The sequence below is a fragment of the Sphingopyxis sp. GW821-FHT10B01 genome, assembly GCF_059415685.1.
The window spans coordinates 173,040-200,015 of sequence record NZ_JBWKNS010000008.1; the positions used below are offsets into that span (position 1 = coordinate 173,040).

The following is a 26,976-nucleotide window of genomic DNA, read 5'->3' on the forward strand; positions in this document are numbered from 1 at the left end:
TTTTGCAAAGTAACAATTTACAACTTTGCAAATTCACATTTGCGTGGATCGCGCAATCGGAGCAGACGGCGCTCTTCTGCATCGATGGAGAGCCCTGTGTCCGCCAATATCGCCGAAATGGAACGCCGCCGCGCCGCCGCCGCTCTCGGAGGCGGGCAGAAGCGCATCGATGCACAACATGCCAAGGGCAAGCTGACCGCGCGCGAACGGCTCGACGTGCTGCTCGACGAAGGCTCGTTCGAAGAGCTCGACACCTATGTCGAACATAATTGCACCGATTTCGGAATGCAGGACCAGGTCGTTCCAGGCGACGGCGTGGTCACCGGTTCGGGTACGATCAACGGCCGGCTCGTCTATGTCTTCAGTCAGGACTTCACGGTCTTCGGCGGTTCGCTGTCGGAACGCCACGCCGAGAAAATCATGAAGGTGATGGACAATGCGATGAAGGTCGGCGCGCCGATCATCGGACTCAACGACAGCGGCGGTGCGCGCATCCAGGAAGGCGTTGCATCGCTCGGCGGCTATGCCGAAGTGTTCCAGCGCAATGCGCTGGCATCGGGCGTCGTGCCGCAGATCAGCCTGATCATGGGCCCTTGCGCCGGCGGCGCGGTGTACAGCCCCGCGATGACCGACTTCATCTTCATGGTGAAGGATAGCAGCTATATGTTCGTCACCGGCCCCGATGTGGTGAAGACGGTGACCAACGAAGTGGTGACGCAGGAAGAACTTGGCGGCGCGATCACGCACACGACCAAAAGCTCGGTTGCCGATCTGGCGTTCGAAAATGATATCGAAACGCTGCTCGCGGCGCGCGATTTTTTCGATTACCTGCCCGAGAACAACCGCAGCGGCGTTCCCGTTCGCCCGACGAGCGATCCCTATGACCGCGCCGAGCCGAGCCTCGACACGCTGATCCCGCCGAATGCGAACCAGCCGTACGACATGCACGAGTTGATCCGGAAGACGGTCGACGAGGGCGATTTCTTCGAGGTGCAGACCACGCATGCCGCGAACATCATCTGCGGTTTCGGGCGTATCGAAGGGCGCACGATCGGTATCGTCGCGAACCAGCCGCTCGTGCTCGCGGGGGTGCTCGACATCAACTCGTCGAAAAAGGCGGCGCGTTTCGTTCGCTTCTGCGATGCGTTCGAAATCCCGATCATCACCTTCGTCGACGTCCCCGGCTTCCTGCCCGGAACCGCGCAGGAATATAACGGCATCATCAAGCATGGTGCAAAGCTGCTCTTCGCCTATGCCGAGGCGACGGTGCCCAAGATCACGGTGATCACGCGCAAGGCCTATGGCGGCGCGTATGACGTGATGGCGTCGAAGCATCTTCGCGGCGACCTCAACTATGCATGGCCGACCGCCGAGATCGCGGTGATGGGCGCGAAGGGCGCGGTCGAGATCATTTTTCGCAGCGATATCGGCGATCCCGAAAAGATCGCGCAGCGCACGAAGGAATATGAGGACCGCTTTGCCAACCCGTTCGTCGCAGCATCGCGTGGCTATATCGACGAGGTCATCCACCCGCACAACACGCGCAAGCGGATCGCGCTGGGGCTGCGCAAGCTGCGGAACAAGAGCCTCGAGAATCCGTGGAAGAAGCACGACAATATCCCGCTGTGATCGCAAGGCCCGGATATTGTCCGTGTGTGTGATGCCCGGCACATAAGAAACACCGGACTGGAGGCAAGGACGGGAGGCGGTTAGAACATGGCCGCCATGTCCTTGATTCCGAAAGAGGTTTGAAGATGCGTAAATTCCTTCTTGGTGCCCTGATTGTTCCCGCCCTGCTGGCTGCGCCGGCGGCGTTTGCGTTCGATCCCGACACGCCCGCCGGCGAACCGAAGCCCGCTTTTCCTGTGACGCTGGACAGCGAGGAGGACACCACGATCAGCCTCGCGTTCCGGGCGGCTTTCGCGCTTCCGAAAGGCGCGGAGGCGACGGCCACGCGCGAGATCGATGGGCAAACATATCAGTTCCGTCCCGCCGCGATCCACCTGCTGTCGAACAATGTCGGCGTGCTGCTGAGCCTCGGCAGTCTTGATGACGCCGGGCATAGCGAAGGCGGGATCAACGCGATCCATTATCTGCAGGGCGGCCCGTCGGGGTGGCAACGCAAGGGCGAGTGGCTGAACCTCGGTTCGGTCGGCAGCGTCGGCAATGCGGCGACCTCGTGGGGCTTCAGCGACGCGCTGGGCAAAAACGCCTATCTGATCACCGCAGGTGGCGGGGTGTGGCAGGGCTGCGCGATCAGCAGCGCCACGCTGACCGAACTGGCGCCCGACGGGCCGGTCGATCGCGCGAGCTTCACCGACAGCATGAGTTCGGGGGCCGGTCTGAACCAGAAGGAACAGGGCTTCGACGGGCAGATCACCGCGGCGGTTCCCGACAAGAGCTTCACCGTGACCTATGCCGGGACGCGTGCGATCAAGCAGCAATATGTGTTGAAAAGCGGCAAGTACGAACTGGTCGGCAAGGACCAGATTCCGGGCTGCTGAGGAGAATGCGATGAAACTGGGCCGCCTCAATCATATCGGGATCGCGACGCCGTCGATCGCCGACAGCATCACCTTCTATCGCGATGTGATGGGGGCGACCCGGATTCATGAGCCCTTCGACCTGCCCGAACAGGGCGTAAAAGTGTGCTTCGTCGATACGCCCACCGACAGCGGATTAAACGGCACACAAATCGAGCTGATCGAACCATTGCCCGGCAACGCGTCGATCGCGGCTTTCCTGCAGAAGAACCCCGCAGGAGGACAACATCATCTGTGCTACGAAGTCCCCGACATCCATGCCGCAAAGGCCGAGTTCGAAGCGCTGGGCAAGCGGGTGCTCGGCGAGCCGCGCATCGGTGCGCACGGGACTTTGATCTTCTTCCTCCACCCCAAGGATATGGGCGGGGTGCTGACCGAGATTATGGAGACGCCGAAAGCGGCGCATTGACCTTTATTCCTTCGTCATGCCGGACTTGATCCGGGGTCCATGGATGCCCGATCAAGTCCGGGGTGACGAAAATGAAACGAGACTGCATATGACCGACAAGCCGACCATCGACCAATGGGCCGCCGCCGCGACGAAAGAAGTGAAGGGCAAGGACCTCACCTGGCACACCGCCGAGGGGATCGACGTCAAGCCGCTCTACACCGCCGAAGATGTGACGGTCGACCCGGGCCTCCCCGGCTTTGCGCCCTTCACGCGCGGCGTGCGCGCGTCGATGTATGCGGGCCGCCCGTGGACGATCCGGCAATATGCGGGCTTTTCGACCGCCGAGGAATCGAATGCCTTCTATCGGCGCAACCTTGCGGCAGGACAGAAGGGGCTGAGCGTCGCCTTCGATCTCGCGACGCACCGCGGTTATGACAGCGACCATCCGCGCGTCACCGGCGACGTCGGCAAGGCCGGCGTGGCGATCGACAGCGTCGAGGATATGAAGATCCTCTTCGACGGCATCCCGCTCGACCAGATGTCGGTTTCGATGACGATGAACGGCGCGGTGATCCCGATCCTCGCTTTCTTCATCGTCGCGGGCGAAGAGCAGGGGGTCGACCGCAAATTGCTCGACGGGACGATCCAGAACGACATCCTCAAGGAGTTCATGGTCCGCAACACCTATATCTATCCGCCTGAACCGAGCATGCGGATCATCTCGGACATCTTCGGCTACACCAGCCGCGAGATGCCGAAGTTCAACAGCATCTCGATCAGCGGCTATCATATGCAGGAAGCCGGCGCGACGCAGGTGCAGGAACTGGCCTTCACCATCGCCGACGGCATGGAATATGTGAAATATGGCGTCGCCTCGGGCCTCGACATCGACAAATTCGCCGGACGGCTGAGCTTCTTCTTCGCCATCGGCATGAACTTCTTCATGGAAATTGCGAAGCTGCGCGCGGCGCGCGTGCTGTGGCACCGCGCGATGACTACATTGGGGGCGCAGGACGAACGCTCGAAGATGCTGCGCACGCACTGCCAGACTAGCGGTGTGTCGCTGACCGAGCAGGATCCGTACAACAATGTGATGCGCACGACGATCGAGGCGATGGCGGCGATGCTGGGCGGCACCCAGTCGCTCCACACGAACGCGCTCGACGAGGCGATTGCGCTGCCGACCGATTTCTCGGCGCGCATCGCGCGCAACACGCAGATCGTCATCCAGGAAGAGACGGGGATGACCAAGGTCGTCGATCCGCTCGGCGGCAGCTATTATGTCGAGGCGCTGACCCAGCAACTCGTCGATGCGGCGCAGGAGATCATCGACCGCGTCCAGTCCGAAGGCGGCATGGCGAAAGCCGTCGCCGCGGGCTGGCCCAAGGCGATGATCGAAACCGCCGCGGCCTCGCGTCAGGCGCGCGTCGACCGCGGCGACGATGTGATCGTCGGGGTGAACAAATATCGCCTGAAGGACGAAGATCTCCTCGAAACGCTCGACATCGACAATGCCAAGGTGCGCGAGGGTCAGATCGCGCGGATCAACAAGACCAAGGCGAACCGCGACGAGGCGGCGTGTCAGGCGGCGCTGAAGGCGCTGCGCGACGGCGCGGCGGGCGAGTCGAGCATCGAGAACAACCTGCTCGCGCTTGCCGTCGACGCCGCGCGCGCGCGTGCAACGCTCGGCGAGATTTCGTCGGCGATGGAAGAAAGCTTCGAGCGGTACGGCACCCAGCCGACCCCGGTGAAGGGCGTCTATGCCGCACCCTATGAAGGCGACGCCCGCTGGCAGCAGGTGCTCGACGGCGTGAAGGCGGTCGAGCGCCGCATGGGCCGCAAACCCAAATTGCTCGTCGCCAAGATGGGGCAGGACGGCCACGACCGCGGCGCGAATGTCATCGCCTCGGCGTTCGGCGACATGGGCTTCGACGTCGTGTCCGGGCCGCTGTTCCAGACGCCCGACGAAACCGTCGTGCTCGCGCTCGAGGCGCAAGTCGATGTTGTCGGCGCGTCGAGCCTTGCCGCGGGCCACAAGACGCTGATCCCCGAACTGATCACCAAGCTGAAAGAGGCAGGTCGCGGTGATGTGAAGGTGATCGCAGGCGGGGTGATCCCGCCGCAGGACTATCAATATCTGCGCGACGCCGGCGTGCAGGGCATCTATGGCCCGGGTTCCAACGTCGTCGAATGTGCGGCCGATGTGCTGCGCCTGCTCGGCCACAACATGCCCCCGCTGGAGGACGCCGCATGAGTGATTTGAAACCCGAAACGCTGGCGGTTCACGCTGGAACCGCGCCCGATCCGACGACCAAGGCCCGGATCACCCCGATCTATCAGACCGCATCCTATGTCTTCGACGATGTCGATCATGCCTCGCGCCTGTTCAACCTGCAGGAATTCGGGAATATCTATTCGCGGATCATGAACCCGACCAACGGTGCGCTCGAAGGCAAGATTGCGGCGCTCGAAGGCGGCGCAGCGGCGTTGGCCGTGGCGTCGGGCCATGCCGCGCAATTCCTCGCCTTTCACACGCTGATGGAACCGGGGTGCGAGATTGTCGCGGCGAAGAAGCTCTATGGGGGCTCGCTCAACCAGCTCGGGCACAGCTTTCGCAAGATGGCGTGGACCACCCATTTCGTCGACGCCGACGATCCGGCCAATGTCGCTGCGGCGATCAATGAAAACACTCGCGCGGTGTTCATCGAAAGCCTCGCCAATCCGGGCGGTGTCGTCCAGGACATCGAAGCGATCGCCAAGGTCGCGCATGATGCCGGGGTGCCGCTGATCGTCGACAACACCATGGCGACGCCGATGCTGTGCCGCCCGATCGACTATGGCGCCGATATCGTCGTGCATTCGACCACCAAATTCCTCAACGGCCATGGCAATGCCATTGGCGGCGTCATTATCGACGCGGGCCGCTTCGACTGGGCGAAGGGCGGCAAATATCCGACGCTCAGCGAACCCAATGCGTCGTATCATGGGCTGAAGTTCACCGAGGCCTTCGGCAACCTCGCCTTCATTCTCGCCACCCGCACACTGGGCTTGCGCGACCTTGGGCCCGCGCTGGCTCCGATGAATGCCTTTCTCGCGCTCACCGGGATGGAGACGCTGGCGCTGCGAATGGACCGGCATTGCAGCAATGCGATTGCGCTCGCCAAATGGTTGAAGGACCATCCGAAGATCGGCTGGGTATCCTATGCGGGCCTGCGCGACAGCCCCTATCACGAGCTCGCCCATAAATATCTGGGTGGACGCGGCGGATCGGTGTTCACCTTCGGCCTCAGGGGCGGATATGACGCCGGGGTCAAGCTCGTGTCGTCGGTCGAGCTGTTCAGCCATCTCGCCAACCTGGGCGATACGCGCTCGCTGATCATCCACCCGGCATCGACCACGCACAGCCAATTGTCCGAGGACGAGCTGGTACAGGCGGGCGCAGGCCCCGATGTCGTGCGCGTGTCCGTCGGGATCGAGAATATCGACGATATTATCGCCGATCTCGCGCAAGCGCTGGACCGCGTCGCATGAGCGCGCGGCTGACCTGCCTCGTGTTGACCGCTGTTGCCGCCGCGAGCGCTTCGCCCGCATCCGCGAAAGGCGGCGCGCAGCCAAGCGAATATCGCCCCGGTATTAAAGTCGAGCCCATCTATCATCAGAAGATCGAGTATTTTTTCACCGACTGGCTTGGCCGGCTGGAAAAATCCGACGGCCCCTGGCGCGACATTTATTTCGAAGCCAGCGGCAAATATGTCAACAAGGGCATCATCAGCTTCAACTGCGCCAGGCCCGACGCCGATATCGGCCTCATCCTCTATGGCGTCGGGGCATATGACAGCGCAGCGGATCGCCGCACGGTCCGTGTCCGCTTTGCCGATCGCAAGGCGTGGCAGGCCGATCGTTTCGAGCCCCTCTCGGGCGAGACGCCGCCCTTTGAATTCTATAGCGCCGCGCGCCAGCGCTTTTGCAAATAGGCCTTCGTGAAAGGATCATCGACCGTGAACCCCGTCTCCCTTGACCATGACATCGCCGAAAGCGAAACGCGCACCGACTGGACGCGCGAAGAAATCGCCGCGCTGTTCGACCTGCCGTTCGACGAACTGATGTGGGAGGCGCAGGGCGTCCACCGCCGCCATCATGCGCGCGGCGAAGTGCAGCTGTGCACGCTGCTCAGCATCAAGACCGGCGGCTGCGTCGAGGATTGCGGCTATTGCTCGCAGTCGAAGAGCGCCGACAGCGGACTCAAGGCGACCAAGCTGATGGACGTGCGCGCGGTACTGCAGGCGGCGGCACAGGCGAAGGATTCGGGCTCGCAGCGCTTCTGCATGGGCGCCGCATGGCGCAACCCCAAGGAGCGCGACATGCCCGCGATCGTCGAGATGATCGAGGGCGTGCGCCAGATGGGCATGGAAACCTGCATGACGCTGGGGATGCTCAGCAAGGAACAGGCGCAGACGCTCGCGGTCGCCGGCCTCGACTATTATAATCACAATATCGACACGAGCCCCGAAAACTACGGCAACGTCATCACGACGCGCACCTTTCAGGACCGCCTCGACACGCTGGAAGAGGTGCGCAGCGCGGGCATCAACGTGTGCAGCGGCGGCATCCTCGGCATGGGCGAAAACCGCGCCGACCGCGTCGGTTTCATCCACGCGCTGGCGACGCTTCCCGAACATCCGGGCAGCGTGCCGATCAACGCGCTGGTCCCGGTGAAAGGCACCGTGCTCGGTGACATGCTGGCGGGCACGCCGCTCGCCGCGATCGACGACATCGAATTCGTCCGCACCGTCGCGGTCGCGCGCATCACCATGCCGATGAGCATGATCCGCCTGTCGGCAGGCCGCGAGAGCATGTCCGATGCGACGCAGGCGCTCTGCTTCATGGCGGGCGCGAACAGCATCTTCACCGGCGACAAGCTGCTCACCACCGCCAATGCGGGCGACAGCAAGGATGCGGCGCTGTTCGCGAAACTCGGTCTCAAGCCGATGGAGAGCGAAGAGCCTATGCGGATGGCTGCCGAAATGCAGGCGGCCGAGTGACGCGGAAGCCGCTCCTCGCCCTGCTGATGTCGACCTTCCTGCTGCCGGCTTCTTGCGCGCTTGGCGTGGCGGCGGGCGATATGCAGCGTGTGCGACTGGGCGGGGAAGCGGGCACAGGCGGTCCGCTGTGGGTCGAAAATCTGCTGTGGATCGGGGCGCTCGCGCTGATCTTCTATTGGGCGCGCCAGATCAGCCGCCTGTATCGCACACCTGCCGCCGAGCCGGCACCAAAGGAGACGATCATATGATCATCGCATCGATGCTGCTCTTGTCCGCGATGGCCGCCGAGCCCGCGATCGATTGTGACAATGCCATGGCACAGTTTGAACTGAACGCCTGCGCCTATCAGGAATATGAGCGCGCCGACGCGGCGCTCAACGCCCAATGGAAGCTCACGGCCGCGGCGATGAAGGCGCGGGACCGCGACTTCGACCGCACGCAGGACAACCGCCCCGGCTATTCCGACACGCTTCTGGCCGCGCAGCGCGCGTGGCTGACCTATCGCGACAAACAATGCGCCAGCGAGGGGTACACGATGCGCGGCGGGTCGGCGGAACCGATGGTGATCAGCGGCTGCATGACGAAGCTCACCGAACAACGCACCAAAGAATTAAAAGACCTCATCGAGGAATATTGAGACGATGTTCAAGAAAATCCTGATCGCCAACCGCGGCGAAATCGCCTGCCGCGTCATCAAGACCGCACGCCGCATGGGCATTGCCACCGTCGCCGTCTATTCCGACGCTGATGCGCGCGCGCCCTTCGTCCAGATGGCCGACGAGGCCGTGCATATCGGCGCCTCGCCTGCGTCCGAATCCTATCTGATCGCCGACAAGATCATCGCCGCGTGCAAGCAGACGGGCGCCGAAGCCGTGCACCCGGGCTATGGCTTCCTGTCCGAACGCACCAGCTTCGCCGAAGCGCTCGCCAAGGAAAATATCGCCTTCATCGGCCCGCCGGTAAACGCGATCGCCGCGATGGGCGACAAGATCGAGTCGAAGAAGCTTGCGAAGGAAGCGGGGGTCAATGTCGTCCCCGGCTTCGTCGGCGAGATCGACGATACCGAGCATGCCGTGCGCATTTCGAACGAGATCGGCTATCCGGTGATGATGAAGGCCTCGGCGGGCGGCGGCGGCAAGGGCATGCGCCTTGCCTATGACGAGAAAGACGTCCGCGAAGGTTTCGAGGCGACCAAGCGCGAGGGCCTCAACAGCTTCGGCGACGACCGCGTCTTTATCGAGAAGTTCATCCTCAATCCGCGCCATATCGAGATCCAGATCCTCGGCGACCAGCACGGCAATGTCCTCTACCTCAACGAGCGCGAATGCTCGATCCAGCGCCGTCACCAGAAGGTGGTCGAGGAAGCGCCGTCGCCCTTCGTGACCGAGAAGATGCGCAAGGCGATGGGTGAGCAGTGCGTCGCGTTATCGAAGGCCGTCGGCTACTACAGCGCGGGCACGGTCGAGCTGATCGTCAGCGGCGCCGATCCGACGGGCGAGAGCTTCTACTTCCTCGAAATGAACACGCGCCTGCAGGTCGAGCATCCGGTGACCGAAGCGATCACCGGCATCGACCTGGTCGAGCAGATGATCCGCGTCGCTGCGGGCGAAAAGCTCGAGATGACGCAGGACGACATCAAGATCGACGGCTGGGCGATCGAAAACCGCGTCTATGCCGAAGATCCGTATCGCGGCTTCCTGCCGTCCACCGGACGGCTCGTGCGCTACCGCACCCCCGTTCCGGCGTGGGACGGCGACGAGCGCGGCGTCGATGGCGTGCGCGTCGATGCGGGGGTCGAGGAGGGCGGCGAGGTGTCGATCTTCTACGACCCGATGATCGCCAAGCTGGTGACATGGGGCGAGACACGCGACGAGGCCGCCGATCTGCAGATCGCCGCGCTCGACCGTTTCGAGATCGAGGGCCTCGGCCACAATATCGATTTCGTCTCGGCGATCATGCAGCATCCGCGCTTTCGCTCGGGCGAATTGACCACCGGCTTCATCGCCGAGGAATATCCCGAGGGATTCCATGGCGCGCCGACCGACGCGACGATTTCCCGTGTGCTCGCGGCGATCGCAGGCTTTATGGCGAGCGCCGAAGCCGATCGTGCCCGCCGCACCGACGGCCAACTCGGCGACCGGCTTGAACCGCCTGCCAAATGGCAGGTGTCGATCGATGGCACGCCGTACAAGGTCAAGATCGGCGAGAAACATATCAAGGTCGAGGGCGACCGGATCGACATCGCGCTCGAATATACGCCCGGCGACCGGCTGGTGGTCGCCGAAATCGACGAGACCGAGCTTGCGGTGAAGGTCGCGAAGACCCGCACCGGCTGGAAGATGACGACACGCGGGCATATTCATGATGTGCGTGTCCTGCCGTGGCACATCGCGCCGCTGACCCGGCATATGATCGAGAAGATCCCGCCCGATCTGTCGAAGTTCCTCATCTGCCCGATGCCCGGCCTGCTCGTCACGCTGCATGTCGGCGCCGGCGACAAGGTCGAGGCCGGCCAGCCGCTGGCAACGGTCGAGGCGATGAAGATGGAAAACATCCTGCGCGCCGAAAAATCGGGAACGGTGAAAAGCGTCAACGCGGCGCAGGGCGACAGCCTGGCGGTCGACGCGGTGATTTTGGAGATGGAATGACGCCATGCATCTCAATCACGATCAGGATGCCGCAGCCGCGGAGGCGATCGGCTTCGACGATTTCCTCCGCGTCGACATCCGTGTCGGAACGATTGTCGAGGCCGAGCCTTTCCCCGAGGCACGCAAGCCCGCATTCAAGCTGAAGATCGACTTCGGCCCCGCGATCGGCATCAAGAAAAGCAGCGCGCAAATCGTCGACCGCTATGCGCTGGAAGATCTGGCCGGACGGCAGGTGGCCGCCGTCGTCAACTTTCCGCCGCGCCAGATCGGCAAATTCATGTCCGAGGTGCTGACGCTGGGCTTCGCCGACGAGGCGGGGGCGGTGATCCTCTTCGCACCCGACAAACCTGTCCCCGACGGGTCGCGGCTCTTCTGAGCTTCCCCGCACGGCGCTTGCCCGTTAGGCTGCGCGCAGGGAACAGGGGGAGAGACGGACCATGACTTTACCGGTAACCGCGTTTGTGGCAGCGGTTTGCGCGCTGTTGTTGCTCATCACCGCGATCGATACGGTGCGCCAGCGACTGCGCGTGCAGGCCGCGTTCGGCGATCATGGCGACGCCAAGCTGATCAGTGCGAGCCGCAGCCACGGCAACCTCGCCGAATATGCGCCGATCACGATCATCCTGCTCGGCCTGCTCGAAAGCGCGCGCGCCAACCATCTGGCGTTGATGGTCATCGGCGCGATCTTCCTGATCGGCCGCGTTGCGCATATCGCCGGCCTTTACGCAAAGATCGAACCCGGCAAGGCCCCGGTGCCGCGCCAGATCGGCGTCGTCGCGACCTTTGGTACATTGCTGGTGCTTGGTGGGTGGACGTTGTGGATGCTGGCGATGGTAAACCTCTAACCCTTCGTCACCCGGCCCCGATCCGGGGTCCATGGATGCCGGATCAAGCCCGGCATGACGAAAAAGCCTAGTCGATCAACGCCACCGCGCGGATCCAGCCCGCGCTCGCGCGTTCGATCTTCACCGGGAAGCAACTGAAGGTGAAGCCCGTCGCGGGGATCGCGGCGAGGTTGGTCAGCTTCTCGATCTGATAATATGGCCTGATGCGTCCCGCCTTGTGACCTTCCCAGATGATCGACGGGTCGCGGGTTTCGGCCCAGCGCTTGGCGGTGTGGCTGAACGGCGCGTCCCAGCTCCACGCATCGGTGCCGACGACCTGCACGCCGCGCTCCGTCAGGTACAGCGTCGCCTCGGCGCCCATGCCGCAACCCTGATCGGTGAAATTGTCGGTGCCGTAAACCGCCCCCGACTGGACCAGCACGATGTCGAGCGGTTGCAGGTCATGCCCGATCCGCGCGAGCTCGGCTTCGACCTCGGCGCCGCTGACGACATGTCCGTGCGGGCGGTCGGAGAAGTCGAGTTTCACCCCGGGTCGAAAGAAGAGGTCCAGCGGCGCTTCGTCGATCGACGGGGCAGGGGAAGCACCGCTGTCGGTGGTCGAATGATAATGCCATGGCGCATCCATATGCGTGCCGTTGTGCGTCGACAAAGTCAGGCTCTCGACCGCCCAGCCTTCGCCGCCTGGCAGATCGTCCTTCGTCAGCCCCGGAAAGAACATTGCGATCTGCTCCCACGTATGTTCGTGGGTCATATAGGTGATGTTCGGGCGCATCACCGGCGGGTCGGAAACGACGTCGTTGGTGATCGGGATCGAAAGGTCGATGAACTGCATCGGCATAGTCTGCCACCGGAATGACGCTACGCCAAGAAGACTTGCGCCGCGCCGCTTGCCCGGTAGAGATGAGCCAAAGCTCCATACAATGGGGCGGGGGAGAGTATATGACCGAGAGTGCCGCCGTCGCCGATCATGGCGCGGTCTATCAGCCGAGCAAGAAAGACATCCGCATGGTCATCGCCGCCTCGTCGGCGGGGACAGTGTTCGAATGGTATGATTTCTTCATCTACGGCACGCTCGCGGCGATCATCGGCAAGGCCTTTTTTCCCAGCGACAATGCGACGCTGGAAATCCTGCTCGTTTGGGCGGGTTTCGCGGTTGGTTTCGGCTTTCGCCCGCTTGGCGCGGTGCTGTTCGGCTTCCTCGGCGACAGGCTTGGCCGCAAATATACCTTCCTCGTCACCGTCACCTTGATGGGGATAGCCACCGCAGGCGTCGGCATGATCCCGTCGGCCGCAACGATCGGGATCGCGGCGCCGATCATCATCATCCTGCTCCGCGTGCTGCAGGGATTGGCCCTCGGCGGCGAATATGGCGGTGCGGCGGTCTATGTCGCCGAACATTCGCCGCCCGGGAAGCGCGGTTTTTATACCAGTTTCATCCAGGCAAGCGTCGTCGGCGGCTTTGTGCTCAGCCTGATTGTCGTGCTCGGCTGCAAGGCGCTGATGTCCGATGCGCTCTGGGAAAGCTGGGGCTGGCGCGTGCCGTTCCTGCTCTCGTTGATCCTGCTCGCAATCTCCTTGTGGATGCGCCTGAAACTGTCCGAAAGCCCGGTATTTCAGGCGATGAAGCAGCAGGGCGAGCTCGCCAAGAACCCGCTGAAGGAAAGCTTCACCTACCCGGGCAACCCGCGCCGCATCTTCATCGCCTTGTTCGGCATCGCCGCCGGCCTCACGGTGATCTGGTACACTGCGATGTTCTCGGGCCTTTCCTTCCTGAAAGGGCCGATGAAGGTCGAGGACACCGCCGCCGAAATCATCGTCGGGTGCGCCGCCGCGGTCGGCATGGGCTTCTTTCTGTGGGCCGGTCATCTCTCCGATCGCATCGGGCGCAAAAAGCCGATCGTCTGGGGATATGCCGCGACGCTGGTGCTGCTGTTCCCACTGTTCTGGTGGATGGGCAGCGTCGCCAATCCAGGGCTGCAGGCGGCGGCCGCGCGCGCGCCGGTGACCGTCACAGGATCGCAGTGCAGCTTCGATCCGTTCGCGCAAAAACAGGAAACGGCGTGCGGTCGCACGCTCGGCGAGCTGACGAAGCTCGGCGTCCCTTATACCGTCGTCGCCACGAGCAGCGGCTTCGACAGCGTCAAGATCCGCATCGGCGACCGCGAGGTCGCAAGCGAGGATCCGGCGCTGTTACAACCCGCACTCGAAGCATCCGGCTATGATTTCGCCAAGCAGATACCCAGCGTCGGGAGTATCGTCGTCATCTTCCTCGCGCTACTCGGCCTCAGCGCGCTGTCGGGCTTTACCTATGGTCCGGTCGCCGCTCTGCTGGCCGAAATGTTTCCGCCGCATGTCCGATACTCGTCGCTCTCGATCCCCTATCATCTGGGAACAGGCTATTTCGGCGGTTTCCTGCCGTTGATCGCGAGCTTTATCATCGCGAAGACGGGCAATGCCTATGCGGGGCTGTGGTACACATGGGGTGTCGTGCTCGTGGCGTTCCTCGTTGCCGCTTTCATGCTGAAGGATCCGGTCGAGGGGCAGTGGGACAAGCCGGCGGCCGCAGCCTGATCACCCCATTGGCGCCGCCCGCGAACCCGTATAGGGGCGGGACATGATCGAAGTTCCGTCGCCGCTCCGCCTCCGTATCCTGCCTGACGCGCTCGTCGCCAACTGGCGCTGGCTTGCTGCGCAGAGCGGCACGGCCGCATGCGGCGCAGCGGTCAAGGCCGACGGCTATGGCCTCGGCGCGCGCGATGTCGTCCGTCACCTCGCCGCAGCGGGGTGTCGCGACTTTTTCACGGCGACCTGGGCCGAAGCGGCGGCGCTGATGCCACTTCCCGAGGGCGTATCGCTGTCGGTGCTGCATGGGGTCGGTGCGAGCGACATGGTCGCCGCGCGCGCGCTCCCCGCGCGGCCTGTGCTGAACAGCGTCGAGCAGGTCGCGCGCTGGCGCGAAGCGGGGGAAGGGCGCCCGTGCGATGTGATGGTCGATACCGGGATGAACCGCCTTGGCCTGCGTATCGAAGAAGCGATGAGCGGCGCTCTCGACGGGCTCGCTATCGAAACGCTGCTCAGCCACCTCGCCTCGGCCGACGAGGACAGTGGTCAGAACGCGCATCAACTGGCGGCATTCCAGACGCTCCGGCAGGCCATCCCCGCGCGGCGATACAGCCTGGCCAACAGCGCGGGCATCTGCCTTGGCGCCGACTACGCCTTCGATCTGACGCGCCCGGGTCTCGCGCTTTACGGCGGGACACCGCGAGACGAGGCGCAGGGCCATATCCGCCAGGTTGTCTTTCCCGAAGCCCGCGTGCTGCAGGTCCGTAGCGTGCGCGAGGGCGAGACGGTCGGCTATGGCGCGACCTGGACCGCGCGGCGCGACACCCGGGTCGCTGTCGCGAACATGGGCTATGCCGACGGCTATCTGCGCTGTCACGCCGGGTCGGGCGGCGGCGCAAGCTGGCAGATGCATGCGCTGCCGCTGATTGGCCGTGTTTCGATGGACCTGATCGCCTTCGATGCGAGCGAGGCGGGCGCCATCGATGAGGGTGATTGGCTCACGCTCGACTATGACTTGCCGACGGCCGCAACGCGCAGCGGGTTGTCGCAATATGAGCTGCTGACCGGGCTGGGAGCCCGGTTCGAACGGGTTTGGGCCTAGGTTCCCGGACGATAGGTCCAGGGATCATACGCGGCCTTCCGGATCCACCGCGTTGCGATCCATTTGACACCGCGGATGACGGGCAGCCCTGCATGGCGCGATACCGGATCGACCGACCCGTCGGTTCTAACATTGTCGAAGACGATGGCATCGCCTTGGCGTCCGACGATTTTCGGTCCGTGTTCGAACAGCGTTTCGCCACCGTCATAGCCATGATTCAGATAGACGATGGCCGTTTTGATCCGCTGGTTTCCGGTGCCGGGAAGCGCGTCGACATGCATCCGATACTGCTGGGCGACATCGTAACGCATCACTGAAAGCGGCTCGCCCTGCTCGACCGAGGTGCCGGTAATCGCGGCAAGGCGATGGTTGATCGCCCGAATGACGAGGTCTTCCTTTGCCGGGCCGATGACCGCTGCCATCGCTGTCCGGACCGGATGTTCCCGGGTCTGGCCCGTCGACGAGTCGATGACCGTTGATGGCGCCATCATCGGTGCGGCTGCCGTGGCGATATGCGCACATTCGTCGGCCGAGAGAAGCGCCGGGTAACGTACGACATGGGGCGCTTGGGAAAGCAGCTCGGCGCGGGGGGGAACGTCGGGCCGGCCCTGATCGTCGAGCGCCATGCGTTTGATGAGCGCCAGATGTTCGGCCGCGACCGGGTCACCTTGTGCCGCCACCTGCAAGAGGTCCCGTGCTCCGTTCCAATCCGGGCCTGCCTGACCCGCACCGTTCGCGACGAGTGCAATTTCCATCAAGGCACCGTCGACATGGCCGATTTCGACTGCGCGACGGAGCCATTTGCGGCCGCGAGGCAAGTTGCGGCCGCCATGCGTGCCGGCGAAATCGAGTACGGCCAACTGCATCAAAGCGTCGACATTTCCCGCCTCGCCGGCGCGTGTCAGCAACGCCATCCCTTCGTCGACGCGGTTTCGGGTGAACAACAGATTGGCCTGCTCAACGGGTGATCCATGGGACATGGCCGGACTGTAACGGTGTTTACGGCAAAAAAAAGGGGGCCGGATCACTCCGGCCCCCAATATGTTTTCCTGATGCTAGATCAGAATTTCGCGACGATACCAGCGTAGAAATACTGGCCGCGGTTGTCATAGATCCCCGAAAAGCCGGTGACGCCGGTGACGCCGAACGGGGGCTTGCGGTTGAAAAGGTTGTCGACGCCAGCGTAGAAGTTGAAGCCTTCGCTGACATCAACCGCTGCACGAAGATCGATATAGGCAACCGACGGATATTTCTGGACCGACGCATAGTCGGCGTTCTGCGGCGGCAAGCCGTTGAGTCCGTTAAAGTCCTCGTAAGTGTTGAGGTACATCTTGTCGATCCAGCGGAACTGGTAACCAAGCGTGACATTCTTGTACTTGCCACTGACGTTCAGGTTCACCTGATTCTTCGGATCGCCGAGTTCGCCCAGAATGCGATCCTTGAACGACGGGTCCGACGGGTCGAGGAAATCGTCACGCTGTAGCACATGCGTGTACTGACCGCCGAACGTGAACGTCCAGTCGCCGTCGGTGTAGCGATAGTCGAGCTGCGCATCGATACCGCGAGCCTTCAGCTTCGCATAGTTCTGGCTGATCTGGATCAGCGAGCCCTCGAGAATCTGGAAGGGGATCTCATCAGCCGGACCACCGCTGGCACCCGCACGCTTGAAGAGCGCGCAGAACGGGTTGCTGAGGTCAGCCAGATCATAGCAGGCGTTGGCGATATCCTGCGCGGTCGGCGCGGTGATCACGTCGTTGACCGTGACGCTGTAATAATCGACCGACAACGACAGTCCGGGGATGAACCGGGGCTGCGCTAACATACCGAAGGTGTATGAATCCGACTTTTCCGCCTTCAGATTTGGGTTGCCGCCGCTCTGGATTTGCAGCGACGCGCTGTAACGATAGTCATAACCGGCGGGCGCGCCCGCTGCCTGACAATTCTTTACGCGGTTGGCCGAACCTGTCGCGATGTTGGCCGCCGAGCAAGGGTCGACAAACAACGGAGCGAAATTCTGACCCTGCGCCGAATAAAGGTCGGAGAGGTTCGGTGCACGAACCGCACGGGCATAGGTGCCGCGGAAACCAAGATCTTCGATCGGCTTCCACATGACTTCGCCACCATAGGTATAGGTGGTTCCGGTCGCGCCCTTATAGTCCGAGATACGGCCGTTGGCACGCAGCGTCAGCTCATGGACGAAGGGTGCGTCCTTCAGCAGCGGAAGCTGAACTTCGCCGTACACTTCCTTCACTTCGAACGCAGGCGAGTCAAAGGTCGGGATGGCGTTGTAGAAAGCGTAACCGGCCTGAGTCAGATCGTCGAGATCATAGTCGAGCGTTTCGCGGCGATATTCGGCACCGAGCGAGAACGATACGGGGCCGCCGGGTAGGTTGAAGAATTCGCTGGTGTCGCCGGCGACGAAGCCGCCGATGTTGAGCTGCGAAATCTTGCCGGTCGCCATCGAGTCGACGAGCACATATTTACGCGCCGCGTCCGTGACCGAACCTTGACCGAACGGATTGATCGGAACGCAAGCGGCGATGTCGGCTGCAAGCCGCGGATCGTCACCAGCACTGAGCGGATTGCCCGTCACATAGGAAATGGGGTCGTTGCCGGGAAGCTTCGAGCGGCAGACGATATTACCGCTTGCATCGCGCGCGCTGTCAAGACCCAGCAGATAACGCTGAACATTGACGTTGCCCTTGATGAGGTTCTTTTCCTTATGCTCGCCATAGTTGGCGAAGATTTCATAGTTCCAGTCGTCGTTGAAATCGCCACGCGCACCAATGACCGCGCGATAGGTTTCGCGTGTGATTTCCTCGTCGCGGCTACCGAAATCAACCCAGTTGCGGCGCACACCGAAACGGAACGTGCCTGCATTGATCGCAGCCCGCTGCGTCGCGAGCTGCGCCGCTGTCAAATCGGCACCATTGTTCACGTTGACGGTCGAAGGCAGGAATTGAGCGGTCAAGAGCGCGCGCGCCTGCGCCGACAAATAGGGATTGTCGAGGCGGACACGTTCACGGCCGCCCGGATCGCCGAGCGTCGTGCCCTGCGAGAAGAAGGGGCCGCTCTGCGAGCCGACGGCTTCCGAGCGGACATATTTTGCTTCGAGGAACGGAACGAACGCCGGCGAAACCTCGAAATGCGCAATGAGGTTGGCCGAATAGCGCTTCAGGTCGGGCGTGAGCGCGATGAGCTTACCTTCGCGGCCGCTCATCCCATTGCCACCGATGAACGAGCCAACCGGTCCGATCCCGACGCGCTGGCCGGTCTGTGCGACCAGGCTGCCGTCGGGCTGGAACTGGAACGCGCAGGCAAAAGCCGTGCCGTCGCCGCGACCGCAGGGCGCCCTGGCGGGGTCATATGCCTGAACCATGCCGCCAAGGCTGATCCCCGCATTGCGGATGTCGCGGAAGAAATAGCGGTCAAATCCGCCAGCGGCGCCGTTCGGCGAACCCGCCGGATCGGCGTCAACGATCACGAATCCATTTGCCTGACGGACGTTCGGACGGTCCGAAGCATAATAGTCCGAGCTGTGCGCATATTCGAGGTTGACCGCAACGTTGCCACGGCCGTCAGCGAAATTCTGACCTGCGGTCAGCGAGACGAACTGGTTGCCCGCATCGCCATAACGCGAAACGCCAGCCTGGCCGCGCAGCTTGATGCCTTCAAAATCATCCTTGAGGATGAAATTGACGACGCCGGCGATCGCGTCCGAACCATAAACGGCCGAAGCGCCGCCGGTCACGATATCGATGCGCTCGACCAGGTCCGAAGGAATGGTGTTGGTGTCGACCGACACGCCGTTCGACAGCACGTCCGAACCGACATGGCGACGGCCGTTCTGCAACACCAGCGTGCGCTGGGTGCCGAGACCGCGAAGATCGAGAAGGTTAAGGCCGCGCGTTCCGAGGAAGCGGGTCGAGTTCTGCTGGCTGAAGGTGCTGCGAAGCTGCGGCAGTTCGTTGAGCAGATCGCCAACTGAAATGCCGCCGGTTTCGAAGATTTCGGCGCCGGTAACAACCGCGATCGGATTGGCCGATTCCAGGTTCGGCTGACGGATGCGCGAGCCGGTGACGACGATCGTGCCTTCGTCTGCGGCGGTTGCGGCATCGTCCGCGGGTGCGCTCTGCGCAAACGCTGGCATTGCGCTGAACAGCGCAAGAGTCAGGGCAGAGCCCCGTACCAACAGGTTGGTTTTCTTCATAATGTAATTCCCCGGTTGCCGCTCAAAAAATTGGAGTGAGCGGATTGCCCGCTAGAAAGACGGAAATTTTCGGCGGCACAAGCCTTTGATGAAGTTTTTCTGACACTCGTAAGACTATCGTGCAGGCCTGTTGCATTTACGCAACAGCACCCGCCGACCAATGCCGGCGCTCCTTTGAAATCAAAGTGCTACGCCACGAAACGAACGACCTCCTGTGTCGCATTACGGCAAAATAAATGCCATGAATTTGATTTCTCTTGAAACGAAGTTGCGCATTGTCGTGTTTGCCCGTGCGGGGGGCGGGTACACGAGACAGCGCCGTGCTCGCGTCGATCAGCGAACATCTTTCGCTCTCGTTCGAGAGTCTCGAATCGCTTTCATTTCCCTGGAAGGCGCGAATCCGCGCATGTTGCGATGCATCATAATTTGATGCTAATGCATCGTCGTCGAATATCCGGCGCGGCGCGGTCGCTGCATGTCCCGGAATGCAAGGAGCGCAGGTCAAAATGGCGAAGTCCAGAGGGGCGGCGGAAGATGACGTCGTCACGATCAAGAAATACGCCAACCGGCGGCTCTATGATACCGAGCGCAGTTGCTACATCACGCTGGAGGATCTCGGCACGATGGTTCGCGACGGCCGCGATTTTCGCGTCGTCGATGCAAAGAGCGGTGACGACATCACCCATAATGTCCTCACCCAGATTATCATGGACGAGGAAACGCGCGGCGAAACGCTGTTGCCGGTCAATTTCCTGCGCCATCTGATCGGCATGTACGGCGACAAGATGCAGTCGATGGTGCCGCAATATCTCGAAGCCTCGATGACGGCTTTCCGCAAGAATCAGCAGGATGTCCGATCGGCGCTCGAAGGCGCGTTGGGGACCAATCCGCTCGCCGAACTGGCGCGCCGCAACATGGAAATGTTCCAGCAGGCTGCCGGAGCCTTTATGCCAGGTGCGAGCGGCACGAAGGGTAAGGACGCCGAGATCGCCGCGCTGAAGGCCGAAATTGCGGATCTGAAAGCCGAGCTCGCCAAGAAGAAATAATCGGGGCCGCGCGCCCCAGTGACGGAAAAACAAACTATCATGGTCAAACATGCGCTCAGCGTAACCCGGCAGGCCGATTTTGCGGCCTGGTATCAGGATGTCATTGCCGAAGCCGATCTTGCCGAAGAATCGGGTGTACGCGGCTGCATGGTGATCAAGCCGTGGGGCTATGGCATATGGGAACGCATCCAGACGGTGATGGACGCCGCGATCAAGGATGCCGGTGTCCAGAACTGCTATTTCCCGCTGTTCATTCCCTTGAGCTTCTTTGAGAAGGAAGCCGATCACGTCGACGGTTTCGCCAAGGAAATGGCGGTCGTCACCCATCACCGCCTGATCGCGGACGGGAAGGGCAAGCTCGTTCCCGATCCCGAAGCGAAGCTCGAGGAACCGCTGATCGTCCGCCCGACGTCGGAAACCGTCATCGGCGCCGCCATGAGCCGTTGGGTTCAGAGTTGGCGCGACCTGCCGCTCAAGGTCAACCAGTGGGCCAACGTCGTCCGTTGGGAAATGCGTACGCGCATGTTCCTGCGCACCAGCGAATTCCTGTGGCAGGAAGGGCATACCGCGCACGCCGACAAGGCCGACGCGATGGTCGAGACGCTGCGCGCGCTTGAAATGTACCGCGCCTTTGCCGAGGACGTGCTGGCAATGCCGGTCGTCGCGGGCGAAAAGCCCGAAAACGAACGTTTCCCCGGCGCAGTTGCGACCTATTCGATCGAGGCGATGATGCAGGACGGCAAGGCGCTGCAGGCCGGCACCTCGCATTATCTCGGCACCGGCTTCGCCGAGGCCGCGGGCATCCGCTATCAGGACAAGGACGGCGGTCACAGTCTCTGCCACACGACGAGTTGGGGCACGTCGACCCGTATGATCGGCGGCGTCATCATGACCCACGGCGACGACGATGGCCTGCGCTGTCCGCCGCGCATTGCGCCGCACCAGATCGTTATCGTCCCGATGCTGCGCGACAATGAGGAGGATCAGGCGATCCTCGACTATTGCGCGGCGCTCCAGGCCGAATTGAAAGCGCTGGACGTCTTCCGCGAACCGCTTCGCGTCCATCTCGATGCCGGCGCCAACAAGGCGCAGACCAAGCGTTGGGGCTGGGTGAAGAAGGGGGCGCCGATCATCCTCGAAATCGGTCCGCGCGACGTCGCCAGCGGCAATGTCGCCGTGATCCGCCGCGACCGGCTGTACAAGGATGACGGGAAGCTCAATACCGCGTTCGTTGCCAAGGGCGACTTCGTGGCCGAAGCCGGCGCGACCCTCGAGGATATCCAGTCGAGCCTGCACGCCGAAGCGAAAGCGCGGCTCGACGCCAACATCCGCCGCGACATCACCGACCTGAAAGCGCATTTCGCCGGGGACGAGAAATTCGTCGGCTGGGTTGAAGTGCAATGGTCGCGCCCGAGCGGCGCGGCGCTCGACGGCATCGTCGAGCAGCTCAAGGCGCTGAAGCTCACGATGCGCAACACCCCGCTCGATGCCGCGCCCGCCGACGGCGCTTGCTTTTTCACCGGCGAGCCTGCGGTCGAACGCGTGCTCATCGGGCGGACCTATTGAGGTCACCGCCTCCGGTCCGGTTAGCGCCCGATCAACCCTGAAACTCGTTCGCCGCCAGCTCTATCTCTGATAGACTGGCGGCGCAGAAGCCCGTTTGTGTCGGAGCTCGCCCGCAGGCTGTTACCGCGGCTGGTCGCATATCGCCTTTGATTCAGCAGGGGAATGATCATGATGAAACGACAGATTATTGGCTCGGCCGCTATTTTTGCACTGCTTCTCGGCGGCACGGCTCCCGCACTTGCCAAGCCGCCGTCCGACGTTTCCGACCTCGTGGGGGCACGCGCGCCCGGCGGAGAAACGCAGATGCAAAGCCGCGGTTATGCGATGGAAAAGAGCAAGGGCGGCGCGCAATATTGGTGGAATAGCGGGACAAAGACCTGCGCCCGCATTGTCGTTGCGAACGGCCGCTATGCGAGCGTCGACAAGACCGATGCCAGCGATTGCGGGCACGGCGACGGTGGCGGCTCGGCCGCGGGCGCGGCGATAGCCGGCGTCGCGGCGATCGGCCTGATCGCCGCGCTCGCGAGCCACAAGAAAAAGCATGGCAATGACCAAGGCGGCGATCACGACAGCGAATATGGGCGCGGCTATAATGACGGCCTGTATGGCGGCCAATATGATCGCAACGATAGCGAAGGCTATCACGACGGCTTCATGGCGGGCGAGGCCGAAGCCTCCAATCGCCGTGCGGCCAATCGCCCCTATGCTCGCGGCGGGTCCGATGCGGCAAAGGCCGCTTGCGAGCGCCGCGGCGATCAATATCAGAATGCCCCGGGGGGAAGCAGCGTCGCCGTCAGCCAGCGCAACGATCGCGGCAATTATGTCTTCACAATCGCGACCGGCCATTATCGTTCGACTTGCACCGCGACGGCGTCGGGGCAGGTGATCGATATTTCGCCCTATTGATCCGCGCTTGGGGGTGACGGGCCGCCCGTTAGCCCCTATCCGCGGACAATGGCCCGCAAACAATATCACGGACTGCCGACGCCCGAGCAGATCCTTCGCTTTATCGAAGAGAGCAAGGAGGCCGTCGGCAAGCGCGAGATCGCGAAGCATTTTGCGCTCCACGGCAATGACAAGATCGCGCTGAAGGCGCTGCTCAAGGACATGACCGACGAGGGTCTTGTCGACCTCGCCGGCGGCCGCGCCTTCCACAAGCATGGCGGCTTGCCGCGGGTCACCGTGCTGCGCGTTGCGGCGATCGAGGGCAGCAATGTCTGGGCGGTGCCCGAGCGCTGGGAGGCTGCCACACCGGCACCGCGCCTCCGCGTGATGGAGCAGGGCCGCAAGGGCGCGCTCGGGGTCGGCGACCGCATCCTCGCACGCACCGAGGAACGCGGCAGCGGCCATGTCGCGCACCCGATGAAACGGCTGGAAGCCGGCGGAGAAGCCGTCATCGGCGTGCTCGTCGAGGATATGGGGCCCGGCGGCAAGCCGATCCTGTGGCTGCGCCCCGCCGACAAGCGCGCGCGCTATGACTTTGCCGTCGCCGACAAGGGCGACGCCAATGTCGGCGATCTCGTCCGCGCCGAATTGACCGGACGCGGCCCCGCGATCAAGGCCAGGGTCGTCGAGCGCCTTGGCGACCCCTTTGCTCCGCGGGCGTTGAGCATGATCGCCATCGCCCGCCACGAAATCCCCCACGTCTTTGGCGCCGAAACGCTCGCCGAGGCGGAGGTGGCGGCGAAGCTGCCACTCACTCCGGACGGCCGCGAGGATCTGCGCGACCTGCCGATCGTCGCGATCGATCCGATCGATGCGCGCGACCATGACGATGCCGTATGGGCCGCGCCCGACGAGGATGCCGGCAACAAGGGGGGCTACCGCGCCATCGTCGCGATCGCCGATGTCAGCTATTATGTCCGTCCCGATGGCGAGATCGACCGCGAAGCGCGGCGGCGCGGCAACAGCGTCTATTTTCCCGATCAGGTCGTCCCGATGCTCCCCGAAACGCTGTCGGCGGGGGTCTGCTCGCTAAAAGCGGGACAGGACCGCGCCGCAATGGCGTGCCACCTCGTCATCGACAAACATGGCAAGGTGACGTCATGGCGCTTTACCCGCGCGCTGGTGCGGCTGCGCGCGAACATCGCTTATGAACATGCGCAGGCGGCCTATGACGCCGACGCGCCGCGGGGCGATTGGGACGCCGATGTGCTCCCGACGCTCAAACAGCTGTGGGCCTGCTGGACACTCCTCGCCGCCGCCCGCGCCGCGCGTGCGCCGCTCGATCTCGACCTGCCCGAACGGCAGGTCATCCTCGACGAGGCAGGCGGTATCGCCGAAATCCGCGTCCGCGACCGGCTCGATTCGATGCGGCTGATCGAGGATTATATGATCGCGGCGAACGTCGCGGCGGCTAATGCGCTCGAGGCGAAGAAGTCACCTGTGATGTACCGCATCCACGAGCCGCCGAGCCGCGAAAAGCTCGTCAGTCTCAAGGATTATCTCGAAACCTTCGAACAGAGCTTCGCGCTGGGGCAGGTCATCACCCCGGCGGTGTTCAACCGCCTGATCGACGGTTTTTCCGAAGACGACCGGTTGCCCGAGATCATGCAGGCCATCCTGCGTAGCCAGACGCAGGCCTATTACGGCCCTGCCAACGCCGGTCATTTCGGGCTCGCGCTTGGCAGCTACGCGCATTTCACCTCGCCGATCCGCCGCTACGCCGATCTGATCGTCCATCGTGCGCTCGTCGACAGCTACAAACTCGAAGTGCCCGGCAAGCCCAAGGGGTTGCCCGAGCGCACCGGGCTGGGCGAAGCCGATGCCAAGGGGCTTTCGCGCATCGGCGAGGCGATCAGCGCGCTCGAACGCCGCGCGATGGAGGCCGAGCGCGAGACCGTCGATCGCTATGTCGCGGCCTATCTTTCTGCCAAAAAGGGCGAGATCGTTGCGGCGCGTATCACCGGAGTCCAGCCGTTCGGCTTCTTCGCGACCGTCGACGGACTGGGCGGCGACGGGCTGGTGCCGGTGTCGACCCTGGGGAACGAACGCTTCTTCTATGACGAAGCGGCCCGCAGCCTCGTCAGCGAACATGGCCGGGTGAGTTTCACGACCGGCCAGCGGCTCGATCTGCGGTTGATGGATGCCAATCCGGTCAGCGGCGCGCTGCGCTTTGAATTGCCCGACACGCCGGACGGGGGTTATCGCAATCGCCCGCCGCGGCGTGACGGGATGAAGGACAAGGCCGGCAAGCATGTTGTCGGCAAACGCGGACGGCCTGCCAATATCAAGCATAAGGGCAAGCGACGCTGACGCGCCCCTGCGTTATCGCGCCGCCAGCTTCTGTAACAACGCCGCACTCTCCGCATCCGCTGGGAAAAATGCTTCGATCGCCAATTCGGACAGCGTGATGTCGACGGGCGTCCCGAAAATCGTCACCGTCGACACGAACGAAATCCGTCCCGCGATCGTATCGAGGATCAGCGGTACCGCGATGCTGCTTATGTGCTTGCCGTTGTCGTTCGCCTCGACCGCGTAACCCGCAAGCTCCTCACGCAGTGCAACCAGTCCCGCGTCCGCACTCGCTTCGATCTGGAGGTCGATCCGGTGCAGGATATGCGCATGCCATTCGCTATAATTGGCAATCTGCGGCGCCAGCCCGCCGGGATGCAGCGCGAGACGCAGCACATTGACCGGCGGTGCGAGCAGGGCAGGTGAGACCTGTTCGATCAGGATCGCAATCGCCTCGTTCGCGGCGACCATGTTCCAGTGGCGATCGACCGCGAGGGCGGGGTAGGGCTCATGGCCCTTCAGCACATGCTCGACGATGGCGCGCATTCCGGCCATTTCGGCGCTGTCGAGCGCGCGCTCCTGATAATCGGGGGCATAGCCCGCCGCGAGCAATAGCGCGTTGCGCGCACGGTGCGGCACCTCGAGGCAATCGGCGATCCGCTGCAGCATTTGCGCGCTCGGCTTCGACCGACCCGTCTCGATAAAGCTCAGGTGGCGCGTCGAAATCTCGGTGTCGAGCGCAAGGTCCATCTGGCTCATCCGGCGACGTGTACGCCATTCGCGAAGCTGTTCGCCAAGGGGTGCGACTTGCATGATCTTCTCCTTCGTTCCGGGAGCTATACCTCGGCCTTCCTGTTTTCCATTACCTCTGGCGTAATCGACGCCATAACTTTTCGAGTCCAATTTGAGGGGACCCAAAAGGAGAACCACGATGTCGATCCTCAACCTGAAGAATATCCTGATCGCCGATGCCGTCACTTGCGGAGGCGTTTTTGCCATTGGCCTGTTTGCCGCGACGCCGGTCGGCGCCTTGCTGGGCCTGCCCGCAAATGTCGTCGAGATCGGCGGCTGGATTTGCCTTGCCGCTGCGCTGCTGATGATTGTCGCCACGGCGCAGAGCGTGCCGAATGCCGCGCTGGTCAAGCTGATCGCCGCTGGTAACCTCGGCTGGGTCGCCGCAAGCTTTGGGGTCATTGCCACCTTTGCGGATCGGATGACCGGCATCGGCATCGCGGTCGTCGCCGTGCAGGCGCTAGCTGTGCTCATCTTCGCCGCACTGGAATGGAAAGACGCCGGGGCGCCCCCGGCCCTGGTCGTCTAACTCAGCGCATCGAGCCGGGCGATATCGATCCCGCCCGGCACCAGCATCACCGGACAGGGAAGCGTACCCGCATCCTGTCCGGTGAAATGCGTCACCAGCGGCCCGGGCGCCCCGCTCGCCGCCGCAGCGAGCACAAGCGCCGCAACTTCGTCGCTCGCACCGATGACTTCGCGGACCACTTCGGCGGGCTTGCCCGCCTTGATCATGGTCTGCGGCGTGACGCCCTCCTGCACCACGGCGTCGGCCGCTGCTGCCACCAATTCCTCTGCATGTTCGCGCGCTTCGGCTTCGATTGTCGCCTGGACACCGCCAAAGGCGACGAAATCCTGCGGCGGAATGATCGCGAGTATGATGACGCCGCCGCCCGTCCGCGCCGCACGGCGCGCCGCAAAGCGCAGCGCCAGCGACGCCTCCGGACTGTCGTCGATCACTACCAGATATGTCCGCATCGCCCCGACCCCTCGCG

25 protein-coding genes are annotated in these 26,976 nt (G+C 63.0%); 20 read left to right on the plus strand and 5 right to left on the minus strand.

The genetic code is table 11. The features are described 5' to 3' along the window. The first annotated feature begins 96 nt into the window (after positions 1–96). The 12 genes from AC07NV_RS21525 (at position 97) to AC07NV_RS21580 (ending at position 11,469) form a co-directional block, all read left to right on the plus strand. Positions 97–1,629: an acyl-CoA carboxylase subunit beta gene (locus AC07NV_RS21525; RefSeq protein WP_495168431.1), complete on the plus strand. Its 1,533-nt coding sequence runs from the start codon at positions 97–99 to the stop codon at positions 1,627–1,629. A gap of 125 nt (positions 1,630–1,754) precedes the next feature. Further along, the gene (locus AC07NV_RS21530) at positions 1,755–2,504 is read left to right on the plus strand and encodes a hypothetical protein (RefSeq protein WP_495168432.1); all 750 of its coding nucleotides are present in this window, start codon (positions 1,755–1,757) and stop codon (positions 2,502–2,504) included. Between the two features lie 10 nt (positions 2,505–2,514). After that, positions 2,515–2,952, plus strand: a complete 438-nt coding sequence (mce, locus tag AC07NV_RS21535; RefSeq protein ID WP_495168433.1) for a methylmalonyl-CoA epimerase — start codon at positions 2,515–2,517, stop codon at positions 2,950–2,952. Positions 2,953–3,040: 88 nt separating this feature from the next. Beyond that, positions 3,041–5,188, plus strand: a complete 2,148-nt coding sequence (gene scpA, locus AC07NV_RS21540) for a methylmalonyl-CoA mutase (protein ID WP_495168434.1) — start codon at positions 3,041–3,043, stop codon at positions 5,186–5,188. Beyond that, positions 5,185–6,465 carry an O-acetylhomoserine aminocarboxypropyltransferase gene (locus tag AC07NV_RS21545; protein ID WP_495168435.1) on the plus strand — a complete coding sequence of 427 codons (1,281 nt, stop codon included), beginning with the start codon at positions 5,185–5,187 and terminating at the stop codon, positions 6,463–6,465. The genes scpA and AC07NV_RS21545 overlap by 4 nt, the downstream gene beginning before the upstream one ends. Further along, positions 6,462–6,908 carry a hypothetical protein gene (locus AC07NV_RS21550; RefSeq protein WP_495168436.1) on the plus strand — a complete coding sequence of 149 codons (447 nt, stop codon included), beginning with the start codon at positions 6,462–6,464 and terminating at the stop codon, positions 6,906–6,908. The genes AC07NV_RS21545 and AC07NV_RS21550 overlap by 4 nt, the downstream gene beginning before the upstream one ends. 24 nt (positions 6,909–6,932) lie before the next feature. After that, entirely contained in the window at positions 6,933–7,976 is a 1,044-nt protein-coding gene (gene bioB / locus AC07NV_RS21555; RefSeq protein WP_495168437.1) for a biotin synthase BioB, read from the plus strand. Next, positions 7,973–8,224 (plus strand): hypothetical protein, encoded by a 252-nt coding sequence (locus AC07NV_RS21560; protein WP_495168438.1) that lies wholly within the window; start codon positions 7,973–7,975, stop codon positions 8,222–8,224. The genes bioB and AC07NV_RS21560 overlap by 4 nt, the downstream gene beginning before the upstream one ends. Further along, positions 8,221–8,613: a lysozyme inhibitor LprI family protein gene (locus AC07NV_RS21565; RefSeq protein ID WP_495168439.1), complete on the plus strand. Its 393-nt coding sequence runs from the start codon at positions 8,221–8,223 to the stop codon at positions 8,611–8,613. The genes AC07NV_RS21560 and AC07NV_RS21565 overlap by 4 nt, the downstream gene beginning before the upstream one ends. Positions 8,614–8,617: 4 nt before the next feature. Next, positions 8,618–10,624 (plus strand): ATP-binding protein, encoded by a 2,007-nt coding sequence (locus tag AC07NV_RS21570; RefSeq protein WP_495168440.1) that lies wholly within the window; start codon positions 8,618–8,620, stop codon positions 10,622–10,624. 4 nt (positions 10,625–10,628) lie between these two features. Next, entirely contained in the window at positions 10,629–11,000 is a 372-nt protein-coding gene (locus tag AC07NV_RS21575; protein WP_495168441.1) for a tRNA-binding protein, read from the plus strand. Positions 11,001–11,061: 61 nt separating this feature from the next. Further along, complete coding sequence (locus AC07NV_RS21580; protein WP_495168442.1) at positions 11,062–11,469, plus strand: MAPEG family protein; 408 nt, start codon at positions 11,062–11,064, stop codon at positions 11,467–11,469. A 67-nt stretch (positions 11,470–11,536) separates the two neighbouring features. Here the strand turns inward: AC07NV_RS21580 and AC07NV_RS21585 are convergent, their stop codons facing one another. After that, positions 11,537–12,301 (minus strand): cyclase family protein, encoded by a 765-nt coding sequence (locus AC07NV_RS21585; RefSeq protein WP_495168443.1) that lies wholly within the window; start codon positions 12,299–12,301, stop codon positions 11,537–11,539. A gap of 107 nt (positions 12,302–12,408) precedes the next feature. Between AC07NV_RS21585 and AC07NV_RS21590 the strand changes: the two genes are divergently transcribed. Together AC07NV_RS21590 and alr are read left to right on the plus strand one after the other, a co-directional pair. Then, the gene (locus AC07NV_RS21590) at positions 12,409–14,040 is read left to right on the plus strand and encodes an MFS transporter (protein WP_495168444.1); all 1,632 of its coding nucleotides are present in this window, start codon (positions 12,409–12,411) and stop codon (positions 14,038–14,040) included. 43 nt (positions 14,041–14,083) lie between these two features. Beyond that, positions 14,084–15,133 (plus strand): alanine racemase, encoded by a 1,050-nt coding sequence (alr, locus tag AC07NV_RS21595; RefSeq protein WP_495168445.1) that lies wholly within the window; start codon positions 14,084–14,086, stop codon positions 15,131–15,133. Here alr and AC07NV_RS21600 read toward each other — a convergent pair. After that, positions 15,130–15,813: a 2OG-Fe(II) oxygenase gene (locus AC07NV_RS21600; protein WP_495168446.1), complete on the minus strand. Its 684-nt coding sequence runs from the start codon at positions 15,811–15,813 to the stop codon at positions 15,130–15,132. The two genes, alr and AC07NV_RS21600, sit on opposite strands and share 4 nt — an antisense overlap. Before the next feature lie 90 nt (positions 15,814–15,903). On the opposite strand from AC07NV_RS21600, the gene AC07NV_RS21605 reads away from it, so the two are divergent. Beyond that, complete coding sequence (locus tag AC07NV_RS21605; RefSeq protein ID WP_495168447.1) at positions 15,904–16,101, plus strand: hypothetical protein; 198 nt, start codon at positions 15,904–15,906, stop codon at positions 16,099–16,101. 92 nt (positions 16,102–16,193) lie between these two features. Here the strand turns inward: AC07NV_RS21605 and AC07NV_RS21610 are convergent, their stop codons facing one another. Then, positions 16,194–19,343, minus strand: a complete 3,150-nt coding sequence (locus tag AC07NV_RS21610; protein WP_495168448.1) for a TonB-dependent receptor domain-containing protein — start codon at positions 19,341–19,343, stop codon at positions 16,194–16,196. Between the two features lie 506 nt (positions 19,344–19,849). Between AC07NV_RS21610 and phaR the strand changes: the two genes are divergently transcribed. The 4 genes from phaR (at position 19,850) to AC07NV_RS21630 (ending at position 25,210) form a co-directional block, all read left to right on the plus strand. Next, complete coding sequence (gene phaR / locus AC07NV_RS21615; RefSeq protein WP_495168449.1) at positions 19,850–20,389, plus strand: polyhydroxyalkanoate synthesis repressor PhaR; 540 nt, start codon at positions 19,850–19,852, stop codon at positions 20,387–20,389. Positions 20,390–20,428: 39 nt separating this feature from the next. Further along, complete coding sequence (proS, locus tag AC07NV_RS21620) at positions 20,429–21,955, plus strand: proline--tRNA ligase (RefSeq protein WP_495168514.1); 1,527 nt, start codon at positions 20,429–20,431, stop codon at positions 21,953–21,955. Between the two features lie 168 nt (positions 21,956–22,123). Further along, complete coding sequence (locus tag AC07NV_RS21625) at positions 22,124–22,861, plus strand: hypothetical protein (protein WP_495168450.1); 738 nt, start codon at positions 22,124–22,126, stop codon at positions 22,859–22,861. A 48-nt stretch (positions 22,862–22,909) separates the two neighbouring features. Beyond that, entirely contained in the window at positions 22,910–25,210 is a 2,301-nt protein-coding gene (locus AC07NV_RS21630; protein ID WP_495168451.1) for a ribonuclease R family protein, read from the plus strand. A 12-nt stretch (positions 25,211–25,222) separates the two neighbouring features. Here the strand turns inward: AC07NV_RS21630 and AC07NV_RS21635 are convergent, their stop codons facing one another. Beyond that, on the minus strand, positions 25,223–26,002 hold the full coding sequence (locus AC07NV_RS21635; protein WP_495168452.1) for a helix-turn-helix domain-containing protein: 780 nt from the start codon (positions 26,000–26,002) through the stop codon (positions 25,223–25,225). A 118-nt stretch (positions 26,003–26,120) separates the two neighbouring features. Here AC07NV_RS21635 and AC07NV_RS21640 point away from each other — a divergent pair, with 118 nt between their 5' ends. Continuing rightward, positions 26,121–26,510 (plus strand): hypothetical protein, encoded by a 390-nt coding sequence (locus tag AC07NV_RS21640; RefSeq protein WP_495168453.1) that lies wholly within the window; start codon positions 26,121–26,123, stop codon positions 26,508–26,510. Here the strand turns inward: AC07NV_RS21640 and AC07NV_RS21645 are convergent. Beyond that, the gene (locus tag AC07NV_RS21645) at positions 26,507–26,959 is read right to left on the minus strand and encodes a universal stress protein (protein ID WP_495168454.1); all 453 of its coding nucleotides are present in this window, start codon (positions 26,957–26,959) and stop codon (positions 26,507–26,509) included. The two genes, AC07NV_RS21640 and AC07NV_RS21645, sit on opposite strands and share 4 nt — an antisense overlap. Positions 26,960–26,976 lie beyond the last annotated feature (17 nt).